Source organism: Pseudomonas antarctica, assembly GCF_001647715.1.
Classification (GTDB): Bacteria; Pseudomonadota; Gammaproteobacteria; order Pseudomonadales; family Pseudomonadaceae; genus Aquipseudomonas; species Aquipseudomonas antarctica_A.
In genome coordinates this window covers 6,252,573-6,277,122 of the sequence record NZ_CP015600.1, presented here as the reverse complement: position 1 = coordinate 6,277,122, position 24,550 = coordinate 6,252,573, and the positions used below count along the sequence as shown (strand labels likewise).

General features: G+C 60.3%; 25 protein-coding genes and 1 pseudogene. 14 read left to right on the top strand and 12 right to left on the bottom strand.

The features are described 5' to 3' along the window. Window positions 1–2: 2 nt before the first annotated feature. The gene (locus A7J50_RS28625; RefSeq protein WP_064454725.1) at window positions 3–866 is read right to left on the bottom strand and encodes a YicC/YloC family endoribonuclease; all 864 of its coding nucleotides are present in this window, start codon (window positions 864–866) and stop codon (window positions 3–5) included. A 217-nt stretch (window positions 867–1,083) separates the two neighbouring features. Here A7J50_RS28625 and rph point away from each other — a divergent pair, with 217 nt between their 5' ends. Both rph and A7J50_RS28615 read left to right on the top strand, forming a co-directional pair. After that, complete coding sequence (gene rph / locus A7J50_RS28620) at window positions 1,084–1,806, top strand: ribonuclease PH (protein WP_003213280.1); 723 nt, start codon at window positions 1,084–1,086, stop codon at window positions 1,804–1,806. 22 nt (window positions 1,807–1,828) lie between these two features. Next, window positions 1,829–2,197 carry a DUF4870 domain-containing protein gene (locus A7J50_RS28615; RefSeq protein WP_064454724.1) on the top strand — a complete coding sequence of 123 codons (369 nt, stop codon included), beginning with the start codon at window positions 1,829–1,831 and terminating at the stop codon, window positions 2,195–2,197. A gap of 73 nt (window positions 2,198–2,270) precedes the next feature. Here the strand turns inward: A7J50_RS28615 and A7J50_RS28610 are convergent, their stop codons facing one another. Then, window positions 2,271–3,050, bottom strand: a complete 780-nt coding sequence (locus A7J50_RS28610) for an exodeoxyribonuclease III (RefSeq protein ID WP_003195493.1) — start codon at window positions 3,048–3,050, stop codon at window positions 2,271–2,273. Window positions 3,051–3,132: 82 nt separating this feature from the next. Between A7J50_RS28610 and pyrE the strand changes: the two genes are divergently transcribed. Beyond that, window positions 3,133–3,777 (top strand): orotate phosphoribosyltransferase, encoded by a 645-nt coding sequence (gene pyrE, locus A7J50_RS28605; RefSeq protein WP_053258663.1) that lies wholly within the window; start codon window positions 3,133–3,135, stop codon window positions 3,775–3,777. 159 nt (window positions 3,778–3,936) lie between these two features. On the opposite strand, the gene argB is transcribed toward pyrE, so the two are convergent. From argB to coaBC, 4 genes and pseudogenes are all read right to left on the bottom strand, one after another. Beyond that, window positions 3,937–4,842 carry an acetylglutamate kinase gene (argB, locus tag A7J50_RS28600; RefSeq protein WP_064454723.1) on the bottom strand — a complete coding sequence of 302 codons (906 nt, stop codon included), beginning with the start codon at window positions 4,840–4,842 and terminating at the stop codon, window positions 3,937–3,939. Window positions 4,843–4,861: 19 nt separating this feature from the next. Next, window positions 4,862–6,283, bottom strand: a pseudogene (locus tag A7J50_RS28595) (phosphomannomutase/phosphoglucomutase); the annotation flags it as partial. A gap of 240 nt (window positions 6,284–6,523) precedes the next feature. After that, window positions 6,524–6,979: a dUTP diphosphatase gene (dut, locus tag A7J50_RS28590; protein WP_064454721.1), complete on the bottom strand. Its 456-nt coding sequence runs from the start codon at window positions 6,977–6,979 to the stop codon at window positions 6,524–6,526. A gap of 5 nt (window positions 6,980–6,984) precedes the next feature. Further along, window positions 6,985–8,193, bottom strand: a complete 1,209-nt coding sequence (gene coaBC / locus A7J50_RS28585) for a bifunctional phosphopantothenoylcysteine decarboxylase/phosphopantothenate--cysteine ligase CoaBC (protein ID WP_064454720.1) — start codon at window positions 8,191–8,193, stop codon at window positions 6,985–6,987. Window positions 8,194–8,336: 143 nt separating this feature from the next. Here coaBC and radC point away from each other — a divergent pair, with 143 nt between their 5' ends. Then, window positions 8,337–9,011 carry a RadC family protein gene (gene radC, locus A7J50_RS28580; protein ID WP_064454719.1) on the top strand — a complete coding sequence of 225 codons (675 nt, stop codon included), beginning with the start codon at window positions 8,337–8,339 and terminating at the stop codon, window positions 9,009–9,011. A 28-nt stretch (window positions 9,012–9,039) separates the two neighbouring features. Here radC and A7J50_RS28575 read toward each other — a convergent pair whose 3' ends face one another. Continuing rightward, a complete protein-coding gene (locus A7J50_RS28575; RefSeq protein ID WP_064454718.1) occupies window positions 9,040–10,632 on the bottom strand; it encodes an ABC transporter substrate-binding protein in 1,593 nt (530 codons plus the stop codon). A 459-nt stretch (window positions 10,633–11,091) separates the two neighbouring features. Here A7J50_RS28575 and rpmB point away from each other — a divergent pair, with 459 nt between their 5' ends. Together rpmB and rpmG are read left to right on the top strand one after the other, a co-directional pair. Further along, the gene (rpmB, locus tag A7J50_RS28570; protein WP_003176907.1) at window positions 11,092–11,325 is read left to right on the top strand and encodes a 50S ribosomal protein L28; all 234 of its coding nucleotides are present in this window, start codon (window positions 11,092–11,094) and stop codon (window positions 11,323–11,325) included. An 11-nt stretch (window positions 11,326–11,336) separates the two neighbouring features. Then, entirely contained in the window at window positions 11,337–11,492 is a 156-nt protein-coding gene (rpmG, locus tag A7J50_RS28565; protein WP_003176906.1) for a 50S ribosomal protein L33, read from the top strand. A 71-nt stretch (window positions 11,493–11,563) separates the two neighbouring features. Here the strand turns inward: rpmG and A7J50_RS28560 are convergent, their stop codons facing one another. Further along, window positions 11,564–11,926 (bottom strand): cupin domain-containing protein, encoded by a 363-nt coding sequence (locus tag A7J50_RS28560; protein ID WP_064454717.1) that lies wholly within the window; start codon window positions 11,924–11,926, stop codon window positions 11,564–11,566. Between the two features lie 230 nt (window positions 11,927–12,156). On the opposite strand from A7J50_RS28560, the gene A7J50_RS28555 reads away from it, so the two are divergent. After that, the gene (locus A7J50_RS28555; protein ID WP_064454716.1) at window positions 12,157–13,650 is read left to right on the top strand and encodes an aldehyde dehydrogenase; all 1,494 of its coding nucleotides are present in this window, start codon (window positions 12,157–12,159) and stop codon (window positions 13,648–13,650) included. Between the two features lie 179 nt (window positions 13,651–13,829). Beyond that, window positions 13,830–14,972 (top strand): MFS transporter, encoded by a 1,143-nt coding sequence (locus A7J50_RS28550; RefSeq protein ID WP_064454715.1) that lies wholly within the window; start codon window positions 13,830–13,832, stop codon window positions 14,970–14,972. A 122-nt stretch (window positions 14,973–15,094) separates the two neighbouring features. On the opposite strand, the gene A7J50_RS28545 is transcribed toward A7J50_RS28550, so the two are convergent. After that, on the bottom strand, window positions 15,095–16,663 hold the full coding sequence (locus A7J50_RS28545) for a phospholipase D family protein (RefSeq protein WP_064455028.1): 1,569 nt from the start codon (window positions 16,661–16,663) through the stop codon (window positions 15,095–15,097). A 62-nt stretch (window positions 16,664–16,725) separates the two neighbouring features. Continuing rightward, window positions 16,726–18,150, bottom strand: coding sequence for a PLP-dependent aminotransferase family protein (locus A7J50_RS28540; RefSeq protein WP_064454714.1), 1,425 nt, complete (start codon window positions 18,148–18,150; stop codon window positions 16,726–16,728). Window positions 18,151–18,316: 166 nt separating this feature from the next. Here A7J50_RS28540 and A7J50_RS28535 point away from each other — a divergent pair, with 166 nt between their 5' ends. Beyond that, window positions 18,317–18,541, top strand: coding sequence for a DUF1127 domain-containing protein (locus tag A7J50_RS28535; RefSeq protein WP_064454713.1), 225 nt, complete (start codon window positions 18,317–18,319; stop codon window positions 18,539–18,541). Here the strand turns inward: A7J50_RS28535 and A7J50_RS28530 are convergent, their stop codons facing one another. Beyond that, window positions 18,542–19,834 (bottom strand): NAD(P)/FAD-dependent oxidoreductase, encoded by a 1,293-nt coding sequence (locus A7J50_RS28530; protein ID WP_064454712.1) that lies wholly within the window; start codon window positions 19,832–19,834, stop codon window positions 18,542–18,544. A 115-nt stretch (window positions 19,835–19,949) separates the two neighbouring features. Here A7J50_RS28530 and A7J50_RS28525 point away from each other — a divergent pair, with 115 nt between their 5' ends. After that, the gene (locus tag A7J50_RS28525; protein ID WP_053258651.1) at window positions 19,950–20,303 is read left to right on the top strand and encodes a YkgJ family cysteine cluster protein; all 354 of its coding nucleotides are present in this window, start codon (window positions 19,950–19,952) and stop codon (window positions 20,301–20,303) included. Window positions 20,304–20,340: 37 nt separating this feature from the next. Here the strand turns inward: A7J50_RS28525 and A7J50_RS28520 are convergent, their stop codons facing one another. Then, on the bottom strand, window positions 20,341–20,829 hold the full coding sequence (locus A7J50_RS28520; RefSeq protein WP_003176896.1) for an Lrp/AsnC ligand binding domain-containing protein: 489 nt from the start codon (window positions 20,827–20,829) through the stop codon (window positions 20,341–20,343). Window positions 20,830–20,985: 156 nt separating this feature from the next. Here A7J50_RS28520 and dadA point away from each other — a divergent pair, with 156 nt between their 5' ends. The 4 genes from dadA (at window position 20,986) to A7J50_RS28500 (ending at window position 24,431) form a co-directional block, all read left to right on the top strand. Further along, window positions 20,986–22,287 carry a D-amino acid dehydrogenase gene (gene dadA / locus A7J50_RS28515; protein WP_064454711.1) on the top strand — a complete coding sequence of 434 codons (1,302 nt, stop codon included), beginning with the start codon at window positions 20,986–20,988 and terminating at the stop codon, window positions 22,285–22,287. Further along, window positions 22,259–22,612 carry a RidA family protein gene (locus A7J50_RS28510; protein ID WP_064454710.1) on the top strand — a complete coding sequence of 118 codons (354 nt, stop codon included), beginning with the start codon at window positions 22,259–22,261 and terminating at the stop codon, window positions 22,610–22,612. The genes dadA and A7J50_RS28510 overlap by 29 nt, the downstream gene beginning before the upstream one ends. A gap of 80 nt (window positions 22,613–22,692) precedes the next feature. Next, window positions 22,693–23,766: an alanine racemase gene (gene alr / locus A7J50_RS28505; RefSeq protein WP_064454709.1), complete on the top strand. Its 1,074-nt coding sequence runs from the start codon at window positions 22,693–22,695 to the stop codon at window positions 23,764–23,766. Between the two features lie 116 nt (window positions 23,767–23,882). Further along, window positions 23,883–24,431, top strand: a complete 549-nt coding sequence (locus tag A7J50_RS28500) for a cupin domain-containing protein (RefSeq protein WP_003176893.1) — start codon at window positions 23,883–23,885, stop codon at window positions 24,429–24,431. Window positions 24,432–24,550: the final 119 nt, after the last annotated feature.

Below are 24,550 nucleotides of genomic sequence, written 5' to 3'. Positions count from 1 at the left end.
CCTTACTCAATATTCTGTACTTGTTCGCGCATCTGCTCGATCAACACCTTGAGGTTGACCGCTGCCGTGGTGCTGCGCGGATCAAACGCCTTGGAGCCCAGTGTATTGGCTTCGCGGTTGAGTTCCTGCATCAGGAAGTCCAGGCGCCGACCGGCGGCACCGGCGGACTTGAGCACGCGGCGCACTTCGAGGATGTGGGTGCTCAGCCGGTCGAGCTCTTCGGCCACGTCACTCTTCTGTGCCAGCAAGACCATTTCCTGCTCCAGGCGCACCGGGTCGAGGTCGGCCTTCATGTCAGTAAAGCGGTCGAGGACCTTCTGGCGTTGGGTGGCGAGCATCTGCGGCACCAGCTCGCGCAGGGTGACTACGTCGGCTTCGATCGAAGTCAGGCGCTCATTGATCAGGCGGGCCAGTTCGGCGCCTTCACGCTCGCGACCGGCCTTGAGCTCCTTCAAACCCTGCGTGAACAGGGCGAGGGCTTCGGCGTTGAGGGCTTGCGGGTCGGCGGCGTCGGCCACGAGTACACCGGGCCAGGCCAGCACTTCCAGAGGGTTGAGTGCGGCGGGCTGCTTGATCAGGCCGGCGATGGTTTCGGCGGCGGCAACCAGTTGCGCGGCGCGGTCGCGGTCAACTTGCAGTGGCTTGCCGGTGGTTTCCTCGGTAAAGCGCAGGGTGCATTCCAGCTTGCCACGGGAGATGCCCTGGCGCAGCGCTTCACGCACGGCGCCTTCGAGGTCACGGAAGGACTCCGGCAGGCGCAGGTGCGGCTCCAGGTAACGGCTGTTGACCGAGCGCAGTTCCCAGCTCAGGGTGCCTTGGACGCCGGCTTTTTCGACGCGGGCGAAGGCGGTCATGCTGTGCACCATGGAGGTACCTCGCGATGCAGTCCCACAAATGCGGACTGATGGGTAAATTGAAGCCGACAGGCTGCGAAGGCGCAGGATTGTAGCGCAGTGGGGCGAGCGCGCCCAAACAATGGGCAATAGGCTAGCCATTCGTAACCGAATTTTTTAGAAGTGCCCCGAATCGGTTCGCGGCTCTATAATGCTCGGCAGTTTTTCGTCCTCCGTACAGGTATCCCCTATGAAACGTCCAAGTGGTCGCGCTGCCGATCAGCTCCGCTCGATCCGCATCACCCGCAACTACACCAAACACGCCGAGGGATCTGTACTGGTCGAGTTTGGCGATACCAAGGTTATCTGCACCGTCAGCGTCGAAAACGGCGTGCCGCGTTTCCTCAAGGGCCAGGGCCAGGGTTGGTTGACTGCCGAGTACGGCATGCTGCCGCGCGCCACCGGCGAGCGTAACCAGCGTGAAGCCAGCCGCGGCAAGCAAGGCGGCCGTACTCTGGAAATCCAGCGTCTGATCGGCCGCTCCCTGCGTGCCGCCCTGGACATGTCCAAGCTGGGCGACGTCACCCTGTACGTCGATTGCGACGTGATCCAGGCTGACGGCGGCACCCGCACCGCTTCCATCACCGGTGCCATGGTGGCCCTGGTCGATGCACTGAAAGTGATCAAGAAGCGCGGCGGCCTTAAGGGCGGCGACCCACTCAAGCAGATGATTGCTGCAGTGTCGGTCGGCATGTACCAGGGCGAGCCTGTGCTGGACCTGGACTACCTGGAAGACTCGGCTGCCGAGACCGACCTGAACGTGGTGATGACCAGCACCGGTGGTTTCATCGAAGTGCAGGGCACCGCCGAAGGCGCACCATTCCAGCCGGCCGACCTGAACGCCATGCTGGCCCTGGCCCAGAAAGGCATGACCGAAATTTTCGAGCTGCAGAACGCCGCACTGGCTGACTGAGTCGGCTTCAAGGAGAAACGCCATGAATGACAGCCAACTACCCGTGCCTACGCCTTCCTACGAAGTTCGTCAGGGAGCCATGTTGTGTCATTTGGCGGCGTTTCTGGGGTTTGTGTTCCCCTTCGGCAGCGTCGTAGGGCCGCTGATCCTGTGGCAGATGAAAAAGGAAGTGGACCCGTTCATTGATGATCAGGGCAAGGAAGCCTTGAATTTCCAGATCACTGTGGCCATCGCCTGGATGGCTTGCATCGTGCTGGCTTTCGCGGTCATCGGTTTTTTCCTGATGTTTGCGCTGGCAATCGCCACCATCGTGCTGACAATCATCGGTGCGATCAAAGCCAATAAAGGGATCGCCTATCGCTATCCCTTGACCTGGCGCGTGGTCAAATAACGCGGGTTCAGCCGACAGGCATCCACAAAAAAACCGACAGCGATGTCGGTTTTTTTGTGCCTGGGAAAAGACCTCAGATGGTCAGTGTCCAGTCGTAGTCCACGATCAGTGGTGCGTGCTGCGAAAAGCGTGGCTGGCGCGGCAGACGTGCGCTGCGAACAAACCGGCGCAGACCTGGGGTCAGCAACTGGTAGTCGAAACGCCAACCCAGGTTGAGCATCTCAGCCTGTTCGTTATCTGGCCACCAGCTGTACTGGTCGCCTTCACGGCTGACTTCGCGCAGGGCATCAACATAGCCCATGTTGCCGACAATCTCGTCCATCCAGGCACGTTCTGGTGCCAGGAAACCCGGGGATTGCTGGCTGTCGCGCCAGTTCTTGATATCCAGCTTCTGTTGCGCCACGTACAGCGAGCCACAGTAAATGTACTCGCGACGTTTGCGTCGCTGTTTATCCAGATAACGGGCGAAATCGTCCATTAGCTTGAACTTCTGGTTCAAGTCTTCATCGCCGTTCTGCCCCGAAGGGAGCAGCAAGGTCGCGATGCTGACCTTGTCGAAATCGGCTTGCAGGTAGCGCCCGTAGCGGTCGGCTGTCTCGAAGCCGAGGCCGCTGATGACCGCCTTGGGTTGCAACCGCGAGTACAAAGCCACACCACCTTGGGTGGGCACTTCGGCATCGCAGGCATAAAGGAAGTAGCCATCCAGTTGGAAGGCTGGGTCGTCCAGTTCAAAGGCGGAGGCGCGGGTGTCCTGCAGGCAGATGACGTCGGCATTCTGTGCTTGCAGCCAACTGAGCAAACCACGCTCGACTGCAGCCTGAATACCATTGACGTTCACACTGATGATCCGCATAAATGGCCCCAAAAATCGCGTGCGTGTATGATACACGCCGTCTACCTAATTAGCTAAATCCGTGGTATCTGAGGCTTTTTTCATGCAGGCGTATCAACGCGATTTCATTCGTTTTGCCATCGATCGCGGCGTTTTGCGCTTCGGTGAGTTCACTCTGAAGTCCGGGCGCACCAGCCCCTACTTCTTCAATGCCGGCTTGTTCAACTCGGGTTCGGCCCTGGCTCAGCTGGGTCGTTTCTACGCGGCGGCCATCGTTGAAAGCGGTATTTCCTTCGACGTATTGTTTGGTCCGGCCTACAAGGGCATCCCGCTGGCGGCCGCGACTGCCGTGGCGTTGGCTGAACATCATGGGCTTGATCTGCCGTGGTGCTTCAACCGCAAAGAGGCCAAGGCCCATGGCGAAGGCGGCAGCCTGGTAGGGGCTCCGCTTAAAGGCGACGTGCTGATTATCGACGACGTGATCACTGCCGGCACCGCGATCCGTGAAGTGATGCAGATCATCGCTTCCCAGGAGGGCGCCAAGGCGGCTGGCGTGCTGATCGCCCTGAATCGCCAGGAGCGCGGCAACGGTGAGTTGTCGGCAATCCAGGAAGTGGAGCGTGATTTCGGCATTCCGGTGGTGAGCATCGTATCGTTGAACCAGGTGTTGCAGTTCCTGGAAGATGACCCGCAGCTCAAGCAGCATTTGCCGGCGGTCAAGGCGTACCGCGAGCAGTTCGGCGTCTGAGACGGCGGCCCATGCAGGCTAGTGTGGGAGCTGGCTTGCCTGCGATAGCATCACCTCGGTACTACTGAATCACCGAGGTGCCTGCATCGCAGGCATGCCAGCTCCCACAAAAAAGGCCCCGCTCAATCTGATTGAGCGGGGCCTTTTCGTTTGCAGCGTTTAAGGGCGCTTGCGATTGCTGATCAGCGTACCCACACCGGTATCTGTGAAGATTTCCAGCAGGATCGCATTCGGCACCCGGCCATCCAGGATCAGCGAGCTGCCGACGCCGCCTTGCACTGCTTCCAGCGCGCAACGGATCTTCGGCAGCATGCCGCCGTAGATCGTGCCGTCGGCGATCAGCTCGTCCACCTGTTGGGTTGTCAGGCCGGTCAACACCTTGCCTTCCTTGTCCATCAGGCCGGCGATGTTGGTCAGCAGCATCAGCTTTTCAGCTTTCAGCGCCTCGGCCACCTTGCCGGCCACCAGGTCGGCGTTGATGTTGTAGGACTCACCGTTGGCACCCACGCCGATCGGCGCGATCACCGGGATGAAGTCGCCTCTGACCAGCAGGTTCAGCAGGTCGGTGTTGATCCCGATGACTTCGCCTACCTGGCCGATGTCGATGATTTCCGGCTGGGTCATTTCCGGCGTCTGACGGGTAACGGTCAGTTTTTTCGCGCGAATCAGCTCCGCGTCCTTGCCGGTCAGGCCGATGGCGCTGCCGCCATGACGGTTGATCAGGTTGACGATGTCCTTGTTCACCTGGCCGCCGAGGACCATCTCCACCACGTCCATGGTCTGCGCGTCCGTGACGCGCATGCCATCAATGAAGTGACTCTCGATCGACAAGCGCTTGAGCAAATCGCCGATTTGCGGGCCGCCGCCGTGCACAACTACCGGGTTGATCCCGACAGCTTTCATCAACACGATGTCGCGGGCAAAGCCGGTTTTCAGCTCCTCGCTTTCCATGGCATTGCCGCCGTACTTGATCACCAGCGTCTTGCCGACGTAGCGTCGAATGTAAGGCAACGCTTCGGACAGGACCTTGGCAGTATTGGCAGCGGCTTCGCGTTCGAGGGTCATTCAGGGCTCCGGTAAAAAATCAGAACGGTAATTGGAGATCAGGGGCAACACGTTTCAACTGGGCGTGGAACACGTCCTTGATGCGCTGCAACTCAGCCTCGGTATCCGCCTCGAAGCGCAGGACCAGCACCGGTGTGGTGTTGGACGCGCGAACCAGGCCCCAGCCTTTGGCGTAATCGACTCGCACACCATCAATGGTGGTCAGGTTGGCGCCTTCACCCCATTGCGCATCGTGCAGTGCGTCAATGATGCTGAATTTGCTCTCCTCGGTCACATGGATATTGATCTCTGGCGTAGAAATATCATTCGGGAAGGTCTGAAACAGCTCCTGCGCCGTGGATTTTTCCTTGCTGAGGATCTCCAGCAGACGGGCGGCGCTGTAAATGCCGTCGTCAAACCCGAACCAGCGCTCCTTGAAGAACACGTGGCCGCTCATTTCGCCGGCCAATAGCGCACCGGTTTCCTTCATTTTCTTTTTGATCAACGAGTGACCGGTCTTCCACATTAGTGGGCGGCCCCCGTATTTCTTGATCAGCGGGGTGAGGCGGCGGGTGCATTTCACGTCGAAGATGATTTCGGCATTCGGATTGCGCGCCACCACGTCACGGGCGAACAGCATCAGCAGGCGGTCTGCGAAGACGTTCTCGCCGGTGTTGGTCACCACCCCGACGCGATCGCCGTCACCGTCGAAGGCCAGGCCTACGTCGGCACCGGTTTCCTTGACCTTGGCGATCAGGTCCACCAGGTTTTCAGGTTTGCCCGGGTCCGGGTGGTGGTTGGGGAAGTTGCCGTCAACGTCGCAGAACAGCGGGATGATTTCGCAGTTCAGGGCTTCGAGCAGCTGCGGGGCGATCACGCCGGCTGCGCCGTTGCCACAGTCCACTACCACTTTCAGGCGGCGTGCGAGTTTGACGTCGCCGGTGATTTGGTCGGAGTAGCGTTGAAGGATGTCGACTTGGGTAATGCTGCCTTTACCGCTGGTCAGGTCGTTGTTCTTCAGGCGGTTGTGCAGGGCCTGGATCTGTTCGTTGGCCAGGGTGTCGCCGGCGATGACGATCTTGAAGCCGTTGTAGTCCGACGGGTTATGGCTGCCGGTGAGCATCACCCCGGATTTGCCGGCCAGTACGTTGGCGGCGTAGTACAGCGCAGGCGTTGGCACCAGGCCGACGTCGCTGACGTGGCAGCCGCTGTCGGCCAGGCCCTGGATCAGCTGTTCCACCAGCTCCGGGCCGGACAAGCGGCCGTCACGGCCTACCGAAACATTGGGCTCGCCCTGGGCCAGGCTCTGGGAGCCAATGGCGCGACCGATCCAGTAGGCGGTTTCGGCGGTCAGGGTCTTGGGCACCACGCCACGAATGTCGTAGGCGCGAAAGATGCTGTCGGGGAATGTCGGGGCTACTCGGGCTGCGGTACTCATCGCGGGGGGAAACTCCATCTGAAGGGGGCAAGGCTGGCCTTAAAGTGGCTGACCGGCAGGCTCAAACTGAAGGGTAAGACGGCGTTTTCGGCAGAGAGTTCGTGGTGTAAAAGTGCCATCGGAGTGCTGGCTCCGTTTGGTCTGTCGCGTAAACTTTTGATTTTGTTGTAGAAATCTCGCTGAATAAATCCGCGCATTCTTCATCCTGAATAGCCATGCGGTGGCGTCTTGCCGGACAACTGCGTCCGGCAAGATTCAGCTTAGTCAGTGGCTGCCGGAATGCCCAAAACCACCTGCGCCGCGTTGAGTCTCGTCGAACGCCTGTACCAGTTCGAAGTGCGCCTGTACCACCGGCACCAGCACCAATTGGGCGATGCGCTCGCCGACGGCGATGTTGAACGAGGTGTTGCCACGGTTCCAGCACGACACCATCAGTTCGCCCTGGTAATCCGAGTCGATCAGGCCCACAAGGTTGCCCAGCACGATGCCGTGTTTGTGGCCCAGGCCGGAGCGCGGCAGGATCAACGCCGCCAGGCCAGGGTCGCCGACGTAGATCGACAGGCCGGTAGGGATGAGGAGCGTCTGGCCCGGCTCAAGGACCGTGTCCTGCTTGAGCATGGCGCGCAGGTCCAGGCCGGCGGAGCCCGGTGTGGCGTAGGCCGGCAGCGGGAATTCGTTGCCGATGCGTGGGTCGAGGATCTTGGCTTGCAAAGCGTGCATGTAAATTAAACCTGGTTCAGCCGTTGGGCGATAAATGAGATCAGTTGGCGGGCAATCTTGCCTTTGCTGGTCTGGGCGAAAACGGTGGCGTGCAACTCGCGGTCGATCACGCTGATAGCATTTTCCTCACTGTTGAAGCCGATGCTCGGGTTTGCGACATCATTGGCAACGATCAGGTCGAGGTTTTTGTCTTTCAATTTGCGTGCGGCATAGTCGAGCAGGTGCTCGGTCTCGGCCGCGAAGCCGACACTGAATGGCCGGTCCGGGCGGGTGGCGATGGTCGCCAGAATGTCCGGGTTGCGCACCATTTGCAGGAGCAGGCCGTCGCCGCTTGTAGGGTCTTTCTTAAGCTTTTGCGGGGCGACGACTTCCGGGCGGTAGTCTGCAACCGCTGCCGAGGCGATAAACAGGTCGCAGGGAATGGCTGCTTCACAGGCCGCCAACATGTCCCTGGCGCTGACTACGTCGATTCGCGTGACGCGATCGGGGGTTGGCAAGTGCACCGGACCGGTGATGAGGGTGACGCGTGCGCCTGCCTCAACCGCGGCTTCGGCCAAGGCAAAACCCATTTTTCCTGAGCTATGGTTGGTGATGTAACGCACCGGGTCGATGTTTTCCTGGGTCGGGCCAGCGGTGATCAGTACATGTTTGCCGGTGAGTGCCAGGTGCTGGAAGCACTCTGCGGCGCACTGCGCCAGGTCGGTGGCTTCGAGCATGCGGCCCATGCCCACATCGCCGCAGGCCTGGCTGCCGGAGGCCGGGCCGAACACTTTGAGGCCACGGCTTTGCAGGAGCTGGGTGTTGGCCTGGGTGGCCGGGTCGCGCCACATGGCCTGGTTCATGGCCGGAGCGATGGCGACGGTAGCGTCGGTGGCCAGTACCAGTGTGGTCAGCAGGTCATCGGCAATGCCTTGGGCCAGGCGCGCGATCAGGTCGGCAGTGGCTGGGGCGATCAGCACCAGGTCAGCCCATTTGGCCAGCTCGATATGGCCCATGGCGGCTTCGGCCGCCGGGTCCAGCAGGTCCAGGTGAACCGGGTGGCCGGACAGGGCTTGCATGGTCAGTGGGGTGATGAACTCACTGCCACCGCGTGTCATGACCACGCGCACTTCGGCGCCTTGGTCCAGGAGCCTGCGAACCAGCTCTGCGCTCTTGTAGGCGGCAATGCCGCCGCCGACGCCGAGAACGATGCGTTTCCGATACAGACGCTGCATTGGTTTGCCTTTCCAGTTCAGTGATGCCAGTTCAGTGACGCCTGCGATGCCCCCTCCCCAGGTGAAATCGCACGCAAAAAAGAGGGCTTAAGATAACACAGCGACCGTCGGGCAACAGCGGCGCACATGCACACGGAGGTGGGATGAGTATTCGCGATTGGCCTGTGGCTGAACGTCCACGGGAGAAACTTTTGGAGTGGGGCGCGGCGAGTCTGTCCGATGCCGAGTTGTTGGCAATCTTCCTGCGCACTGGGGTTTCGGGCAGAAGTGCGGTGGATCTGGCGCGCCATCTCTTGGCGCAATTCGGCGGCCTTCGACCGTTGTTGGAGGCCAGCCAGACGCTGTTCATCCAGCATTTGGGGTTGGGGCCGGCGAAGTTTGCACAGTTGCAGGCGGTGCTGGAAATGTCTCGGCGCCACCTGGCCGAGCGCCTGCGTAGCGATTCGGTATTGGAGAGTCCGCTGGCCGTGCGTGACTACCTCAAGGCGCTCTTACGTCATGAGCCCCACGAGATCTTCGGCTGCCTGTTTCTCGACTCAAAACATCGGGTGCTGGGCTTCGAGGCGTTGTTTGAGGGCACCATCGACACCGCCATCGTTTACCCCCGCCAGGTGGTCAAGCGTGCGCTTGCATACAACGCGGCAGCGTTGATCCTGTGCCATAACCACCCATCAGGGAGTGTCGAGCCGAGTGCGGCTGATCGAAAATTAACCAAGTTGCTGCAAAAGGCGTTGGAAGTCGTGGATGTGCGGGTGCTGGATCACATCATTGTGGGCGACGGTGACCCGCTGTCGATGGCGGAATATGGATGGATGTAGCCCCGCCCCATTAGGGCGGGGCAGGTTTTCAAGGCTTGACGCTGACCTTGGAGAAGTCCTGGCGTCCAAACGGGCTCACCTGGTATCCCTCGACATTCTTGCGCGCCAGAGCGAACGCCGTAGGGTGCGCAAGCGGTAGCCATAAAGCCTGCTGCTGGATCTGTGCCTGGGCCTGTTGATACAGCTTGCTGCGCACACCTTGCTCGCTGGTGGTCTTGCCGGCGCTGATCAGTTTGTCCAGGGTTGGGTCGCAGTAGCGGGCGAAGTTGGTGCCGGATTTCACTGCCGCGCAGGAGAATTGCGGGGTCAGGAAGTTATCCGGGTCGCCGTTATCGCCGGCCCAACCCATGAACAGCAGGTCATGCTCACCGGCTTTGGCGCGGCGAATCAGCTCGCCCCACTCGATCACACGGATCTCTGCCTGGATGCCGATTTTGGCGAGGTCCGCCTGCAACAGCTGTGCGCCCAGGTTAGGGTTGGGGTTCAGCAGGCTTCCGGTGGGTCGAGTCCAGAGGGTGGTCTTGAAACCATTCTTGAGGCCGGCCCGGTCCAACAGCGCCTTGGCTTTGGCGATGTCCTGTGGATAACCCGGCAAGTCCTTGGCATAGCTCCAGGTATTTGGTGGGTAAATGCCATTGGCTGCTTCGGCGGTGCCTTCAAATACGGCTTTCAGGTAGCTGTTCTTGTCGAAGGCCAGGTTGATCGCCTGCCGCACTTCGGGCTTGTCCAGCGGCGGGTGCTGGCTATTGATCGCAACGAATGCGGTCATGAAGGCTGGTGTTTTTTCTACTTTGAGCGCGGGATCTTTCTCTGCTTCACCCACATCCAGCGGCTTGGGCGACAGCGCGATCTGGCACTCATCACGGTGCAGTTTCTGCAGGCGCACGTTGGCATCCGGCGTAATGGCGAAGAGCAAGTTATCCACAGCCGGTTTGCCGGCGAAGTAATCCGGGTTGGCTTTGTAACGCACGACAGCATCTTTCTGGAAACGCACAAAAACGAACGGTCCGGTGCCGATCGGTTGGCTGTTGAGCTTTTCGGGCGTACCGGCCTTGAGCAGTTTATCGGCGTACTCGGCCGGGTAGATCGAGGCAAAGCCCATGCTGAGAGTGGCGAGGAAGGTCGAGTCGGCGTGATCGAGGGTGAAGCGCACGGTCAGCGGGTCGAGGGCGTCGATCTTCTTGACCAGCGTCGGCAGTTGCAGAGACTGCGCATGCGGGAAGCCGCTCTGGGCGATCTTGTGCCACGGGTTGGCGGGGTCGAGCATGCGTTCAAAGCTGAAGCGCACGTCTTCGGCGGTCAGGGTGCGGCTCGGGGTGAAATAGTCGGTACGGTGGAATTTAACCCCCGGGTGCAGCTTGAAGGTATAGGTCAGGCCATCCGGCGACACTTCCCAGCTGTCTGCGAGGCTCGGCACCAGCTTGCCGCTGACGGCGTCGTAGTCCACCAGGCGATTCATCAGTACATCGGCCGAGGCATTGGTGGTGGTCAGGGAGTTGTACTGCACCACATCGAACCCTTCGGGGCTGGCCTCGGTGCAAACGCTCAAACTGGTGGCGGCTTGGGCCAGCGGCGCGATAAATAGAGGGGCTAGCAATAGCGGTAGGGCAGCGAGGCGCATATTCGGTTTCCTTTGCAGATCGAAGGCCCATCTGCGAGTGCAGTCTGGAAAAAGCCTACCGTAGTGGTCTGTTTGATAAATGACTAGCCCATTTTTGCCTGTGCTTTTGGCGCAAATGCTGTTTTGATGGCGCCTCAGCGCGTTTCGCCGTGCACTTCATTGTGCCTGCGGGGCGCTGTAAATCATTCTGTGCGACGAGCGGTCGGCTGTTACAGCGGCCCCTCCTGGCAACGGTTCAGGCGTCTGTCGCCAAGATTTATGCCGGTAAAAACACACGGGCTGTTGTTGCACTAGGGTCTTTCTGGTATAAAGCAGCGCTCTTTTCTAGGGGCCCGGTTCCTTCGCTAGTAGGTGTAGCCGGTAAGACCCTAAAGAAACGCGGCGCCTGGCGCCAAATGACTGAGAGATTAAGCGGCCAACCCATGCCGGGTTGGGCATGTGGTTTTAGAGGGCTGAGGCATGTCGAGAGTCTGTCAAGTTACCGGTAAGGGTCCGGTGACTGGGAATAACATTTCCCACGCAAATAACAAAACCCGTCGTCGTTTCCTGCCGAACCTGCAGCATCACCGCTTCTGGGTTGAAGAAGAGAAACGTTTTGTTCGCCTGCGTGTATCTGCCAAAGGCATGCGTATCATCGACAAGCGTGGCATCACTGTCGTGCTGGCCGAAATCCGCGCCGCTGGCAAGATCTAAGGAGCTTTATCATGCGTGAATTGATTCGAATGATCTCTAGCGCCGGTACTGGTCACTTCTACACTACCGACAAGAACAAGCGTACTACCCCGGACAAGCTCGAAAAGAAAATGTTCGACCCGCGCGTTCGCAAGCACGTGATCTACAAAGAAGGCAAAATCAAGTAATTGATTTTCTTCCTTGTGAAAAAAAGCCCGTATCTCACGATGCGGGCTTTTTTTTGCCTGTGATTTCTTGATCAGGCTTTCTGTTCGAACACCACGTAGATCTTGCGGCACGGCTCCAGCACTTCCCAGGTGCCGCTGAACCCGGCGGGGATCACGAAGCGGTCGCCGGCGCGCAAAGTCTTGGCGTTGCCGTCGGCATCCCGCAACACGGAAACACCCTGCACAATCTCGCAGTACTCATGCTCCGTGTAATTGACCTTCCACTGTCCGATTTCACCTTCCCACACGCCCGCGCTCATCTGGCCGCACGGACTGTTGTAGTGGTTGTAGATGGTTTGTTCGGGATCGCCCTTGAGGATTTTCTCGGCGGCCGGACGGTAGCGGTCTGGGGCGGTGTTGGCTTGGCTGAAGTCGACGATGTCCTGGATGCTCATGTGCGTGTCCCGTCTGGCCTGGGGTTGGTGAGCTCAAAGTCTATGTTTATTAAAATGAACATCGCAAGGGCGTTTACCGCCGTTATGTCAAATATATTGAAACATCCCCAGCCGCTGGTTTAGGGTGGCAGCTGCCTTGAGCCGAACAGCAGGCTGGCCGGGCAAGAATTCTTTGAGGCTGCCGGGGGACATCACCTGGCCCTTGTATTCAATAAGAGGAGGACACTCGCATGACCACCCTGACCCGTGCCGACTGGGAACAACGCGCCAAGGACCTGAAAATCGAAGGCCGCGCCTATATCAATGGCGAGTACACCGCCGCTGTTTCCGGTGACACGTTCGAATGCATCAGCCCGGTCGATGGCCGCCTGCTGGCCACCGTTGCGAGCTGTGACGTCGCCGACGCCCAGCGTGCCGTCGAGAATGCCCGCGCCACGTTCAACTCCGGTGTCTGGTCGCGCCTGGCGCCAGCCAAACGCAAATCCACCATGATCCGTTTCGCCGCGTTGCTCAAGGCCAATGCCGAAGAGCTCGCGCTGCTTGAAACCCTGGACATGGGCAAGCCGATCACCGACTCCCTGGAAATTGACGTGCCTGGCGCAGCCAATGCGCTGAGCTGGAGCGGCGAGGCTATCGACAAGATCTACGACGAAGTTGCCGCCACCCCGCATGATCAACTGGGTCTGGTGACTCGCGAGCCGGTCGGTGTTGTCGGCGCGATCGTGCCGTGGAACTTCCCGTTGATGATGGCCTGCTGGAAACTCGGCCCGGCGCTGTCCACCGGTAACTCGGTGATCCTCAAGCCGTCTGAAAAATCCCCGCTGACCGCGATCCGAATCGCGGCTTTGGCCGTTGAGGCCGGTATTCCAAAAGGCGTGCTCAACGTGCTGCCGGGTTACGGCCACACCGTGGGCAACGCGTTGGCGCTGCACATGGACGTCGACACCCTGGTGTTCACCGGTTCCACCAAGATTGCCAAGCAACTGTTGATTCGCTCCGGCGAGTCGAACATGAAGCGCGTGTGGCTGGAAGCCGGCGGCAAGAGCCCGAACATCGTGTTTGCCGATGCGCCGGATTTGCAAGCCGCTGCCGAATCCGCCGCTGGCGCCATCGCCTTCAACCAGGGCGAAGTGTGCACCGCCGGTTCGCGCCTGCTGGTGGAGCGTTCGATCAAGGACACCTTCCTGCCGCTGGTGATTGAGGCCCTCAAGGGCTGGAAGCCGGGCAACCCGCTGGACCCGGCGACTAACGTCGGCGCACTGGTGGACACCCAGCAGATGAACACCGTGCTGTCGTACATCGAAGCCGGCCACGCCGACGGCGCCAAACTGGTCGCGGGCGGCAAGCGCACGCTGGAAGAAACCGGCGGTACTTACGTGGAACCGACGATTTTTGACGGTGTGACCAACGCCATGAAGATCGCTCAGGAAGAGATTTTTGGCCCCGTCCTGTCGGTAATCACCTTCGACAGTGCCGAAGAAGCCATCGCCATCGCCAACGACACCCAATACGGCCTGGCCGCAGCGGTATGGACGGCGGACATCTCCAAGGCGCACCTGACCGCCAAGGCCCTGCGCGCCGGTAGCGTGTGGGTCAACCAATACGATGGTGGTGACATGACCGCGCCGTTTGGTGGCTTCAAGCAGTCGGGTAACGGTCGCGACAAGTCGCTGCATGCGTTCGACAAGTACACCGAGTTGAAGTCGACCTGGATCAAGCTGTAAGCAACACCGCTGATCCCCTGTAGGAGCAAGCTTGTGAGTGAGCTGGCTGCCTGCGATAGCAGCGCCAAGGTGTGACGGACACACCGAAGCATCTGCTATCGCGGGCAAGCCCGGCTCCCACATAAGCTCGCTCCTACAGTTCGTTTGCAACCTCGGAAATTATCCACAGGAGCGTGGAAATGCGTTGGGCGACTTATTTCGCCGTCCTGGCTTCGGTACTCAGCGTCGGCCTGGCCCTGGGCGTCAGCATGCCGCTGGTGTCCCTGCGCCTCGAAGGCTGGGGCTACGGCAGTTTCGCCATTGGTGTGATGGCAGCCATGCCGGCCTTCGGCGTGCTGCTGGGGGCGAAGGTCTCCAGTCGCATGGCCTCATGGCTCGGCACCGCCAACCTGATGCGTCTGTGCTTGTGGGCCGGCGCGGTGTCCATCGGGTTGCTGGCGGTCCTGCCCAGCTATCCGGTGTGGCTGGTGCTGCGACTGATGATCGGGGTGATCCTGACCATCGTGTTTATCCTCGGCGAAAGCTGGATCAACCAGTTGGTGGTGGAGCAGTGGCGTGGCCGATTGGTGGCGCTGTATGGCTGCAGCTATGCCTTGAGTCAACTGTCAGGCCCGCTGCTGTTGGGCGTGCTGGGCACCGACCATGACTACGGTTTCTGGGTGGGCGTGGGCCTGCTGATGGTCGCGCCGCTGCTGTTGCTGGGGCGTTCCGGCGCGCCAACGGCCGATTCCTTCAGTGTCACCTTCGGCGATCTATGGCGTTTTTGCCTGAGCCTGCCCGCGATTGCCTGGGCGGTGGCGTTATTCGCTGCGTTCGAGGCGATGATTCTGACGCTGCTGCCAGTGTATTGCCTGCAACAAGGCTTTACCGCCGAGATCGCCTTGGCCATGGTCAGTACGGTGGTGGTTGGCGATGCGCTGCTGCAATTGCCCATTGGCGCGTTGGCTGACTACCTGCCGAGACGCACGCTGTTCTTGAGTTGTGCGGTGCTGTTGCTGGTCTCGAGCCTGGCGATTCCGCTGCTGTTGCACACGCCGCTGATCTGGCCGGTGTGGGTGATCTTCGGCGCCAGCGCCGGCGGGTTGTTCACGTTGTCGCTGATCCTGATTGGCGAGCGCTATCGCGACGACGCGCTGGTGCGCGCCAACGCTCACGTGGCGCAGTTGTGGGGCATCGGTTGCCTGATCGGGCCGCTGGTGGCCGGTGCGGGCAGCCAGTGGATCAATGGGCATGCATTGCCGTTGTTGATGGCTGCCGGCGCGCTGGGGCTGGTGGTTTTGTTGCTGCGTCAGGGCGCATTTGGCGTTGCGCAGCCCGCCTGATTTTAAACGGGATCAAATGTGTACGGGCTTGCTCGCGAATACGGTGTGTCAGTTAACGGAAATATTGACTGACCCACCGCATTCGCGAGCAAGCCCGCTCCCACACGGGATCTTCATTGTTCCTAGAGCATGCGTTCCAATCCGACTGAGGTGGCGAACCAGGCATTAAACCTGCGCCACCAGCTGCCGGGTTCACGGCTCAGCGTGTGCAATTGGCCATTGTCCTCGGTCACCCATACCACCTGGCCGTCCTGCAATTTCGCCTGGTAGCTCAAGGCTGGCGACATGCCTTGCAGCGCTAGGTTGCGTACGTGCTCCGCCAGCTCGGGGCTGTCCACCAGCACGCCGACCTCGGTGTTCCACAGCACCGAGCGCGGGTCGAAGTTGAACGAGCCAATAAACGACTTCTCCCGATCAAAGATCATCGCCTTGCTGTGCAGGCTCGAGTCCGAGCCGTGGAAGGCGCCCCGGCGAAACAGGTGCGGGCCGCTGACGCCGCTTGGGTCGCCGGGCTGGCGGCGCAGCTCGTAGAGTTTCACGCCGTGTTCCAGCAAAGCCTTGCGATAAGGCGCGTAGCCGCCATGCACGGCCGGCACGTCCGTGGCCTCCAGAGAATTGGTCAGCAGGCTTACCGACACGCCTGCATCGGCACGGCCGGTGAGGTACACCAGCCCGGGCTGCCCGGGTACGAAATACGCCGAGATCATTATCAGCTCACGGCTGACGCCGTTCAGCTCCGGCGCCAGTTGGGTAGTGAGCAGCAAGCGGGGGTCTGGGTCAGCTTCGGCCAACACCTTGCTCGGCGCATCCCACAATGCCTGGTTCCACGCCCAGATCAGCTCGCGGCGCCAGATGTCCATGCGCGGCTGGGTCTGGTAGGTGCGCAAGCGGTTGTACAGCGCGTGGTTCTGCTGGCGAGATTCGGCCAGCGAGTCTTGCAGGCGCACGCGTGCGGCGGCCAGTTCGCCTTTGGACGGGCTGTTTGAAACAAAGTCATCAATCGGATTGCTCAGCGCGCTGTTCCAGTACTGATCAAAACTGTGTCCGAGCTGCTCAGCCACCGGGCCGACGCTGAGCATGTCGATATCGGTGAAGTTCAGGTTCGGCTCGGCGTCGAAATACTCGTCACCCAGGTTGCGCCCGCCAACAATGGCCACACTGTTATCCGCCAGCCACAGCTTGTTGTGCATGCGCCGGTGTTGGAGCGACAGGTTGAACAACCGCCCCATGGCCCGCGTCACGCCGGTACTGCGGCCAAGGTGCAATGGGTTGAACAGGCGAACCTGGATCTGTGGGTGGGCGGCGAGGGTCGCGATGACGTGGTCGAGGCCGTCGCTGGTGGTGTCGTCCAGCAGGATGCGGATGCGCACGCCACGGTCGGCGGCTTTGAGCAGTTCATCCACCAGCATGCGGGTGCTGATGCCGTCGTGCACGATGTAGTACTGCAGGTCGAGGCTGCTTTGGGCATTGCGGATCAATTCGGCGCGGGCCATGAAGGCTTCGCTGCTATTGGGCAGCAGGCGAAAGCCTGAGCGTCCCTGATATGGCGCGGCCTGGGCCTGGATCGAGCGGCCGAATGACGATTGCGCAGCGGGCAGCGCATCGCTGGGCGTGCGCGGTGCATTGACCGTCGCGCAGCCGCTCAGGGCCAAGGCGCCCAGCAGGAAAAACGGTAAAAGCCGTCGAATCATCAAGGGCGCTGCTTCCACGTCAGGGCAATTGTCGGCATATGACGGCTAATTCCTGCGAAAGGTCAGTCTGCAGTCTCGGCGAGCATTTTTATCGCCGCAGCGCCGACCTTGCGCACCGCTTCTTCGATCTGCGGGGTTGGCTTGGCAGCGTAATTCATGCGCAGGCAGTTCCGGTACTTGCCGGAAGCGGAAAAGATACTTCCCACGGCCACCTGTACGCCTTGTTCCACCAGCATGCGATTGAGCTTGAGGGTGTCGAAACCTTCAGGCAGCTCGACCCACAGCATGAAACTGCCCTGTGGCCGGCTCGCCCGTGTACCCGCAGGGAAATAGCGACTGACCCAATCGAACATTAAGTCGCGATTGCGCTGGTATTGTGCGCGCATCCGCCGCAAATGCGGTTCGAAGTGGCCGTTTTTGAGGAATTCGGCAATGGCGATCTGCGGCTGTGTCGCCGTGGAGCCAGTGCTGATGTATTTCATGTGCAGCACCCGCTCCAGGTAACGGCCGGGTGCAACCCAGCCGATGCGCAAACCGGGCGCCAGGGTTTTCGAGAACGAGCTGCAAAGGAGTACGCGGCCATCTTCGTCAAAGGACTTGATCGTGCGCGGGCGCGGGTAGCTGTAGGCCAGTTCGCCATACACGTCGTCTTCGATGATCGCCACATCAAAGCGTTGGGCCAGGGTCAGCAGCGCGCGTTTGCGGGCTTCCGGCATGATGTAGCCCAAGGGGTTGTTGCAGTTTGGTGTCAGCTGGATGACCTTGATCGGCCACTGTTCCAGGGCCAATTCCAGTGCTTCGAGGCTGATGCCGGTGAGCGGGTCTGTTGGTATTTCCAGGGCCTTCATACCCAGGCCCTTAAGGGTTTGCATGGCACCGTGGAAGCTTGGCGAGTCGACTGCGACGATATCCCCAGGTTCGCAAATGGCATGAATACTGGCGGACAGCGCTTCATGGCAGCCCGTAGTGATGACGATATCTTCGGCGTTGAGTTGGCAGCCGGAATCCAGAGACAGACGGGCGATCTGCTCGCGCAATTCCATACAGCCAAAGATGTTGTCGTAATACAGTCCGGGCATATCCTGGCGACGACTGATCCTTGCAAGACTGCGCAGCAGGGGTTTCAGGGTAGGCGACAATACATCCGGCATGCCTCTGCCCATCTGTATGACATCTTTGCGGGGGACTGCGCGAATCAGTTCCAGTACCTGGTCCCACTGGGAGATTTCTACCGGTCGCTGCGCCGGGCGGCCGACTTCGGGCAGGGCCGGCAGCTCGCGCCCGACGGGCACAAAGTAGCCGGATTTGGGCTTGGGCATTGCCAGGCCGTTATCTTCCAGCAGGCGATAGGCCTGTTGAACGGTACTCAGGCTGACCCCGTGTTCCACACTCAAGGCCCTTACGGAAGGCAAGCGATCGCCGGGGCGATAGAAGCCCTGCTCTATGCGAGTGCCCAGCACTTCGGCGAGATTGACGTAGAGAGTCATGGCGGTCGCTCCCGGGGGACCATTACAGATACACAGAAAATACAGGATTCAGCCACCTGAAGGCAGCATCTGTATTGATTTAATAAGAGTGGGTTGAATCTGTAATGGTTTTGCTCGCGCGCTCAAGCTAGTCACTCATGGCAACAGGCAAATGAGGGGCAGCAAAATGAGCGGCATGAGCGATGTGCGGTTGGCATTACACGGTCAGGAGTTGGAAGCGGGGCAGGAGCGGGCGATGTCGACGCCCACCTGCGGCCGCTGGAGTCTTTTCTGGCACCGTCGCCACACGCGCAAGGCCCTGCTGAGCCTGACTCACGAGCAACTGCTCGACATAGGGCTCAGCGCCGAGCAGGCGCGCCATGAAGGTTTGAAACCGTTCTGGCGTGACTGATTACACCCATTCTTTGAATCGGTGCCAAAGCATCCCCAGTGCCAGCAGCGGCGAGCGCAGATGCTTGCCGCCGGGGAAGGTGATGTGCGGCACTTGGGCGAACAAATCGAAACGTCCCTGCTGCTGGCCACTGATGGCTTCGGCCAGCAGCTTGCCGGCCAGGTGCGTGGCGTTGAGGCCGTGCCCCGCGTAGGCCTGGGCGTAATACACGTTGGGTTGATCGGCCAATCGGCCGATCTGCGGCAGACGGTTGGCGCCGATGCCGATCATGCCGCCCCACTGGTAGTCGATCTTTACGTCAGCCAGTTGTGGGAACACCTTGAGCATCTTTGGGCGCATATAGGCGCCGATATCCTGAGGATCGCGTCCGGAGTAGTGGCAGGCACCGCCGAACAACAGGCGGTTGTCGGCACTGAGCCGGAAGTAATCCACCGTCACCCGTTGATCACAGACGGCCATGTTCTGCGGCAGCAGGCTGGCGGCCTGGGCCGCACTCAACGGTTCGGTGGCAATGATGTAGCTGCCGGCGGGCAGCACTTTGCCGCTTAACTGTGGATTCAAGCCATTGAGGTAGGCATTGCAGGCCAGCACCAGGGTCTTGGCGCGGACGTTGCCAAGGGCTGTGTGCACGTTGACCTGGGGGCCGTAGTCGATGCGTGTCACTTCGGACTGCTCAAACAGCTTCACGCCCAGTTGCTGCGCGGCGGCAGCTTCGCCGAGTGCCAGGTTCAGCGGGTGCAAATGGCCGGAGCCCATGTCGATCATCCCGCCGACATAACGATCGGAACCGATCACGCTGCTCATTTCGTTGGCTTGCAGCAGGCGCACCTCATGGCGATAGCCCAGGCTGCGCAGTTCTTCAGCGTCTTCGGCGAAGCCTTGAAGATGGTCAGGTTGGTTGGCCAGGTCGCAGTAACCCCAGGTCAGGTCGCAGGGGATTTGATAGCGCTCGACGCGCTCGCGCACGATCTCCACGGCTTCCAGGCCCATCAGCTTCATCTGGCGCACGCCGTCGGTGCCAATCACGTTGGCGAACTGCTCCAGGCCATGGCCGACGCCGCGAATCAACTGGCCGCCATTGCGGCCGCTGGCGCCCCAGCCGATCTTGCGCGCCTCCAGCAACACCACGCTATAACCGCGCTCGGCCAGCTCCAGCGCCGTGTTAAGCCCTGAATAGCCACCGCCGATCACGCAGACATCGGCGCACACTTCGCCCGCCAGCGCCGGGTAATCGGGTTGCGGCACGCTGCTGGCTGCGTAGTAGGAAGTGGTGTGCCGGGCGCTGGCAGTCATGGGGAGCATCCCTGTTTGGAAAATTTGACGCAGGATACAGCGGTCGGACGAAGCTGTCTCATCAGGGCTTTTTGCGGCAGAATCCACGCCTATTCGCCGTTCGGTACGTGTTTCGATGAGTTGCAACAGTCAGAAAATCAGCGCGCTGCGCCGACAGATTCCTTCGTTCGAGTGTGTCCCCGGTTGCCACGACTGCTGTGGGCCGGTGACGACCTCGCCCGAGGAAATGTCGCGCCTGCCACGTAAGACTGCTGCCGAGCAGGACGCGGCCATGGACGAGCTGAACTGTGTGCACCTTGGGCCGAATGGCTGCACGGTGTATGACGAGCGTCCGCTGATCTGCCGCCTGTTCGGTACCACAAAGACCTTGCCGTGCCCCAACGGGCGCGGGCCGGTGGAACTGATTCATCCACGGGTCGAAAAGCAGATCCACGACTACATGGCCAGCACCCGGCAAGTGCTGGTCTAGCGGATGTACTCGGTCAAAAATGACTGAGTCGGGTCAGTTAATCCGGGATCGGCAAGTTAAGGCTCTCTTTCACTTCTTCCATCACGATATAGCTCTTGGATTCGCGCACGTGGGGCAGTTTGAGCAGGATATCGCCAAGCAGTTTGCGGTACGACGCCATCTCGGAAATCCGTGCCTTCACCAGGTAGTCAAAGTCGCCTGAGACCAGGTGGCACTCCAGCACATGGGGCAGTTTGAGTACGGCGCGGCGGAACTCTTCAAAGGTGTCGCCGGACTTGTAATCGAGGCTGATCTCGACAAATACCAGCAAACTTCCCTTCAAATGCTGCGGGTTCAGCCGCGCGTTGTACCCCATGATGATTCCTTCACGCTCCAGGCGGCGAACCCGCTCAGTGCACGGCGTGGTCGACAGCCCGACCTTTTCCCCCAACTCGGTGAACGAAATGCGCCCGTCGGTTTGCAGGATGCGCAGGATATTGCGGTCGATCTTGTCCAGCTCCCGTTTGGTCTGGGTGTTGGTACGCATAGGGGATACGCCTCTGTGAAAAGGGTTTTTGCCGAGAATTGTCGCCAAATATAGGCATTTATATAGTGAAATGCACTGGTGATTGCTTTTTATACTGCGCCCATCATTGCTCGAATAACACACGTCAGCGGCTAAGCCCGTGATGAGGATATAAAAATGCGCGTTCTGGTCTTGGGTAGCGGCGTCATTGGTGTGACCAGTGCGTACTATTTGGCGCGGGCCGGCTTCGAAGTCGTTGTGGTCGACCGTCAGCCCGCCGCTGCCATGGAAACCAGTTTCGCCAACGCCGGCCAGGTATCCCCGGGTTATGCCTCGCCATGGGCCGCCCCGGGCGTGCCGCTCAAGGCGATCAAATGGCTGCTGCAACGCCACGCACCGTTGGCGATCAAAGCCACTGCCGATATCGATCAATACCTGTGGATGGCGCAGATGCTGCGCAACTGCACCACCAGCCGCTATGCCGTGAACAAGGAGCGCATGGTTCGCCTGTCCGAGTACAGCCGCGACTGCCTCGACGAGCTGCGCGCCGAGACCGGCATCGCCTATGAAGGCCGCAGCCTCGGTACGACCCAGCTGTTCCGCACCCAGGCCCAACTCGATGGTGCGGCCAAGGACATCGCCGTATTGAAAGAGTCCGGTGTGCCGTTCGAACTGCTTGACCGCGCCGGTATCGCCCGCGTTGAGCCGGCCCTGGCCAGCGTCACCGACATCCTCGCCGGTGCCCTGCGCCTGCCGAACGACCAGACTGGCGACTGCCAGATGTTCACCACGCGCCTGGTGGACATGTGCAAGCAGTTGGGCGTGGAGTTTCGCTTTGAACAGGACATCCAGCGCCTCGACTATGCGGGTGACCGCGTCAACGGCGTGTGGATCGACGGCAAGCTTGAAACCGCCGACCGCTACGTACTGGCCCTCGGCAGTTATTCGCCGAAGTTACTCAAGCCGCTGGGGATCAAGGCACCGGTGTACCCGCTCAAGGGTTACTCGCTGACCGTGCCGATCACCAACCCGGCGATGGCGCCGACGTCGACCATTCTCGACGAGACCTACAAGGTCGCGATCACCCGTTTCGACAACCGCATCCGCGTCGGCGGCATGGCTGAGATAGCCGGTTTTGACCTGTCGCTGAACCCACGTCGACGCGAAACCCTGGAGATGATCGTCAACGACCTTTATCCTCAGGGCGGTGATTTGACCGAAGCCACTTTCTGGACCGGCCTGCGCCCGACCACACCCGATGGCACGCCGATTGTCGGTGCAACCCCGTTCAAGAACCTGTTCCTGAATACCGGCCACGGCACCCTCGGCTGGACCATGGCCTGTGGCTCTGGTCGTTTGCTGGCCGATCTGATGGCAAAGAAAACGCCGCAGATCAGCGCCGAAGGCCTCGATATTTCCCGTTACGGCAACCATCAGGAGTCCGCAAAACATGTCCATCCAGCGCCAGCTCACCAATGAGCGCATGAGCCACATCGTTGTTCACAGCGGTACCGTGTATCTGGCAGGGCAAGTCGGCGACGACATGAGTGCCGGGATTGAACAGCAGACCCGTGAAACCCTGGCCAATATCGAGCGGTTGCTGGACTTGGCCGGCACCGACAAAACCAAGCTGCTGTCGGTGACGATTTACCTGAAAGACATCGACGCCGACTTCGCCGGCATGAACGCGGTGTGGGACAAATGGCTGCCCAAAGGCGTCGCCCCAGCCCGTGCCACGGTTGAAGCCAAGCTGTGTGAACCGGAAATTTTGGTAGAGCTGTCTGTCGTCGCTGCGCTGCCTTAAACCAACATCCCTCTCCCGGCACCGACGCTGTTGGTCGGTGCCGGTTTTTTCTTCACTCTGCCGCCTAGAAGCCTGCCGCCATGCGTCCTGCCCGTGCCCTGATTGACCTCCAAGCCCTGCGCCATAACTATCAACTGGCCCGTGAAGTCACGGGGGCCAAAGCCCTCGCCGTGGTCAAGGCCGATGCCTATGGCCATGGTGCCGTGCGCGTGGCCCAGGCGCTGGAGGCCGAGGCCGACGGTTTCGCTGTGGCGTGTATCGAGGAAGGGCTGGAGCTGCGTGCCGCTGGCATTCGTGCGCCGGTATTGCTGCTGGAAGGTTTTTTCGAGGCTGACGAGCTGCCGTTGATCATCGAGCACGATTTTTGGTGCGTGGTGCATTCGCTGTGGCAGTTGGAAGCGATCGAGCAAGCCCGGTTGAGCAAGCCGCTGACCATCTGGCTCAAGCTGGATTCGGGCATGCACCGTGTTGGCCTGCATCCCAAGGATTATCACGAGGCCTACCAACGCCTGCTGGCCAGCGGCAAAGTGGCGAAAATCGTACTGATGAGCCATTTCGCCCGTGCCGATGAACTCGATTGTGTACGCAGCGATGAACAGGTGGAGGTGTTTGAAGCGGCACGCCAAGGCCTGTCGGCCGAAGTCAGCCTGCGCAATTCGCCGTCGGTGATGGGGTGGGCGAACGTGGCCAGCGACTGGGTACGCCCAGGCATCATGCTCTACGGCGCCACGCCGTTTGGTGAAGAGCAGGCCATCGCCGCGCGCTTGCAGCCGGTAATGACCCTGGAATCGAAAGTCATCTGCGTGCGCGAACTGCCGGCTGGCGAACCGGTGGGCTACGGCGCCAAGTTCATCACGTCGAAGCCGATGCGCATTGCCGTGGTTGCCATGGGTTATGCCGACGGCTACCCGCGTCACGCGCCGACCGGCACGCCGGTGCTGGTGGCGGGGCAACGCAGCCAATTGCTGGGCCGCGTGTCCATGGACATGCTGTGTGTCGACCTTACCGACGTGCCTCAGGCCGGCCTCGGCTCCACCGTAGAGCTGTGGGGTAAGAATATCCTCGCCAGCGACGTTGCGGGCGCCGCCGAGACCATCCCCTACCAGATCTTCTGCAACCTGCGCCGCGTGCCAAGGCTCTATTCCGGGGCTTGAACGCCGCCTACGAGTAGAGCTGGCCGGGATTTAGGCCCAAGTGTTGTAAATACTGAACGCTGTCGCCATGATAACGCTCAATTACAACAAAGCCTGAATCCTAGGAGGCTCCTGCATTGGACGTCGGCGAACGACTGCAATCCATCCGTAAACTGAAGGGTCTTTCCCAGCGCGAGCTCGCCAAGCGCGCGGGTGTCACCAACAGCACCATTTCGATGATCGAAAAAAACAGTGTCAGCCCTTCGATCAGCTCCTTGCGCAAGGTGCTGGGCGGCATCCCCATGTCCATGGTCGAGTTCTTTTCCGAGGAGATCCTCCAGGAAATACCGACCCAGATCGTCTATAAAGCCAATGAGCTGATCGACATCTCTGACGGCGCCGTCACCATGAAACTCGTCGGCCGTGCGCACCCGAGCCGAGCGATTGCGTTTCTCAACGAAATCTACCCCCCGGGTGCCGATACAGGCGAAGAAATGCTCACCCACGAAGGTGAGGAAACCGGGATTCTGGTGGAAGGCCGCCTGGAATTGGTGGTCGGTCTTGAAACTTTTGTGCTCGAAGCTGGCGATAGCTACTACTTTGAAAGCACCAAGCCTCATCGTTTTCGCAACCCGTTCGATGTGCCGGCGCGACTAATCAGCGCAGCCACACCCGCGAACTTCTGACAGAAGAGGCGTCCTGCCAGCGTTGCAGAGACACCCGTAGCTGTATCCGCGAAGCTGAATATCCCTTTATTTAATAGGGTTGTTTCAGCCAGGCGGGCTAACCGTTATACTTTCGCCGC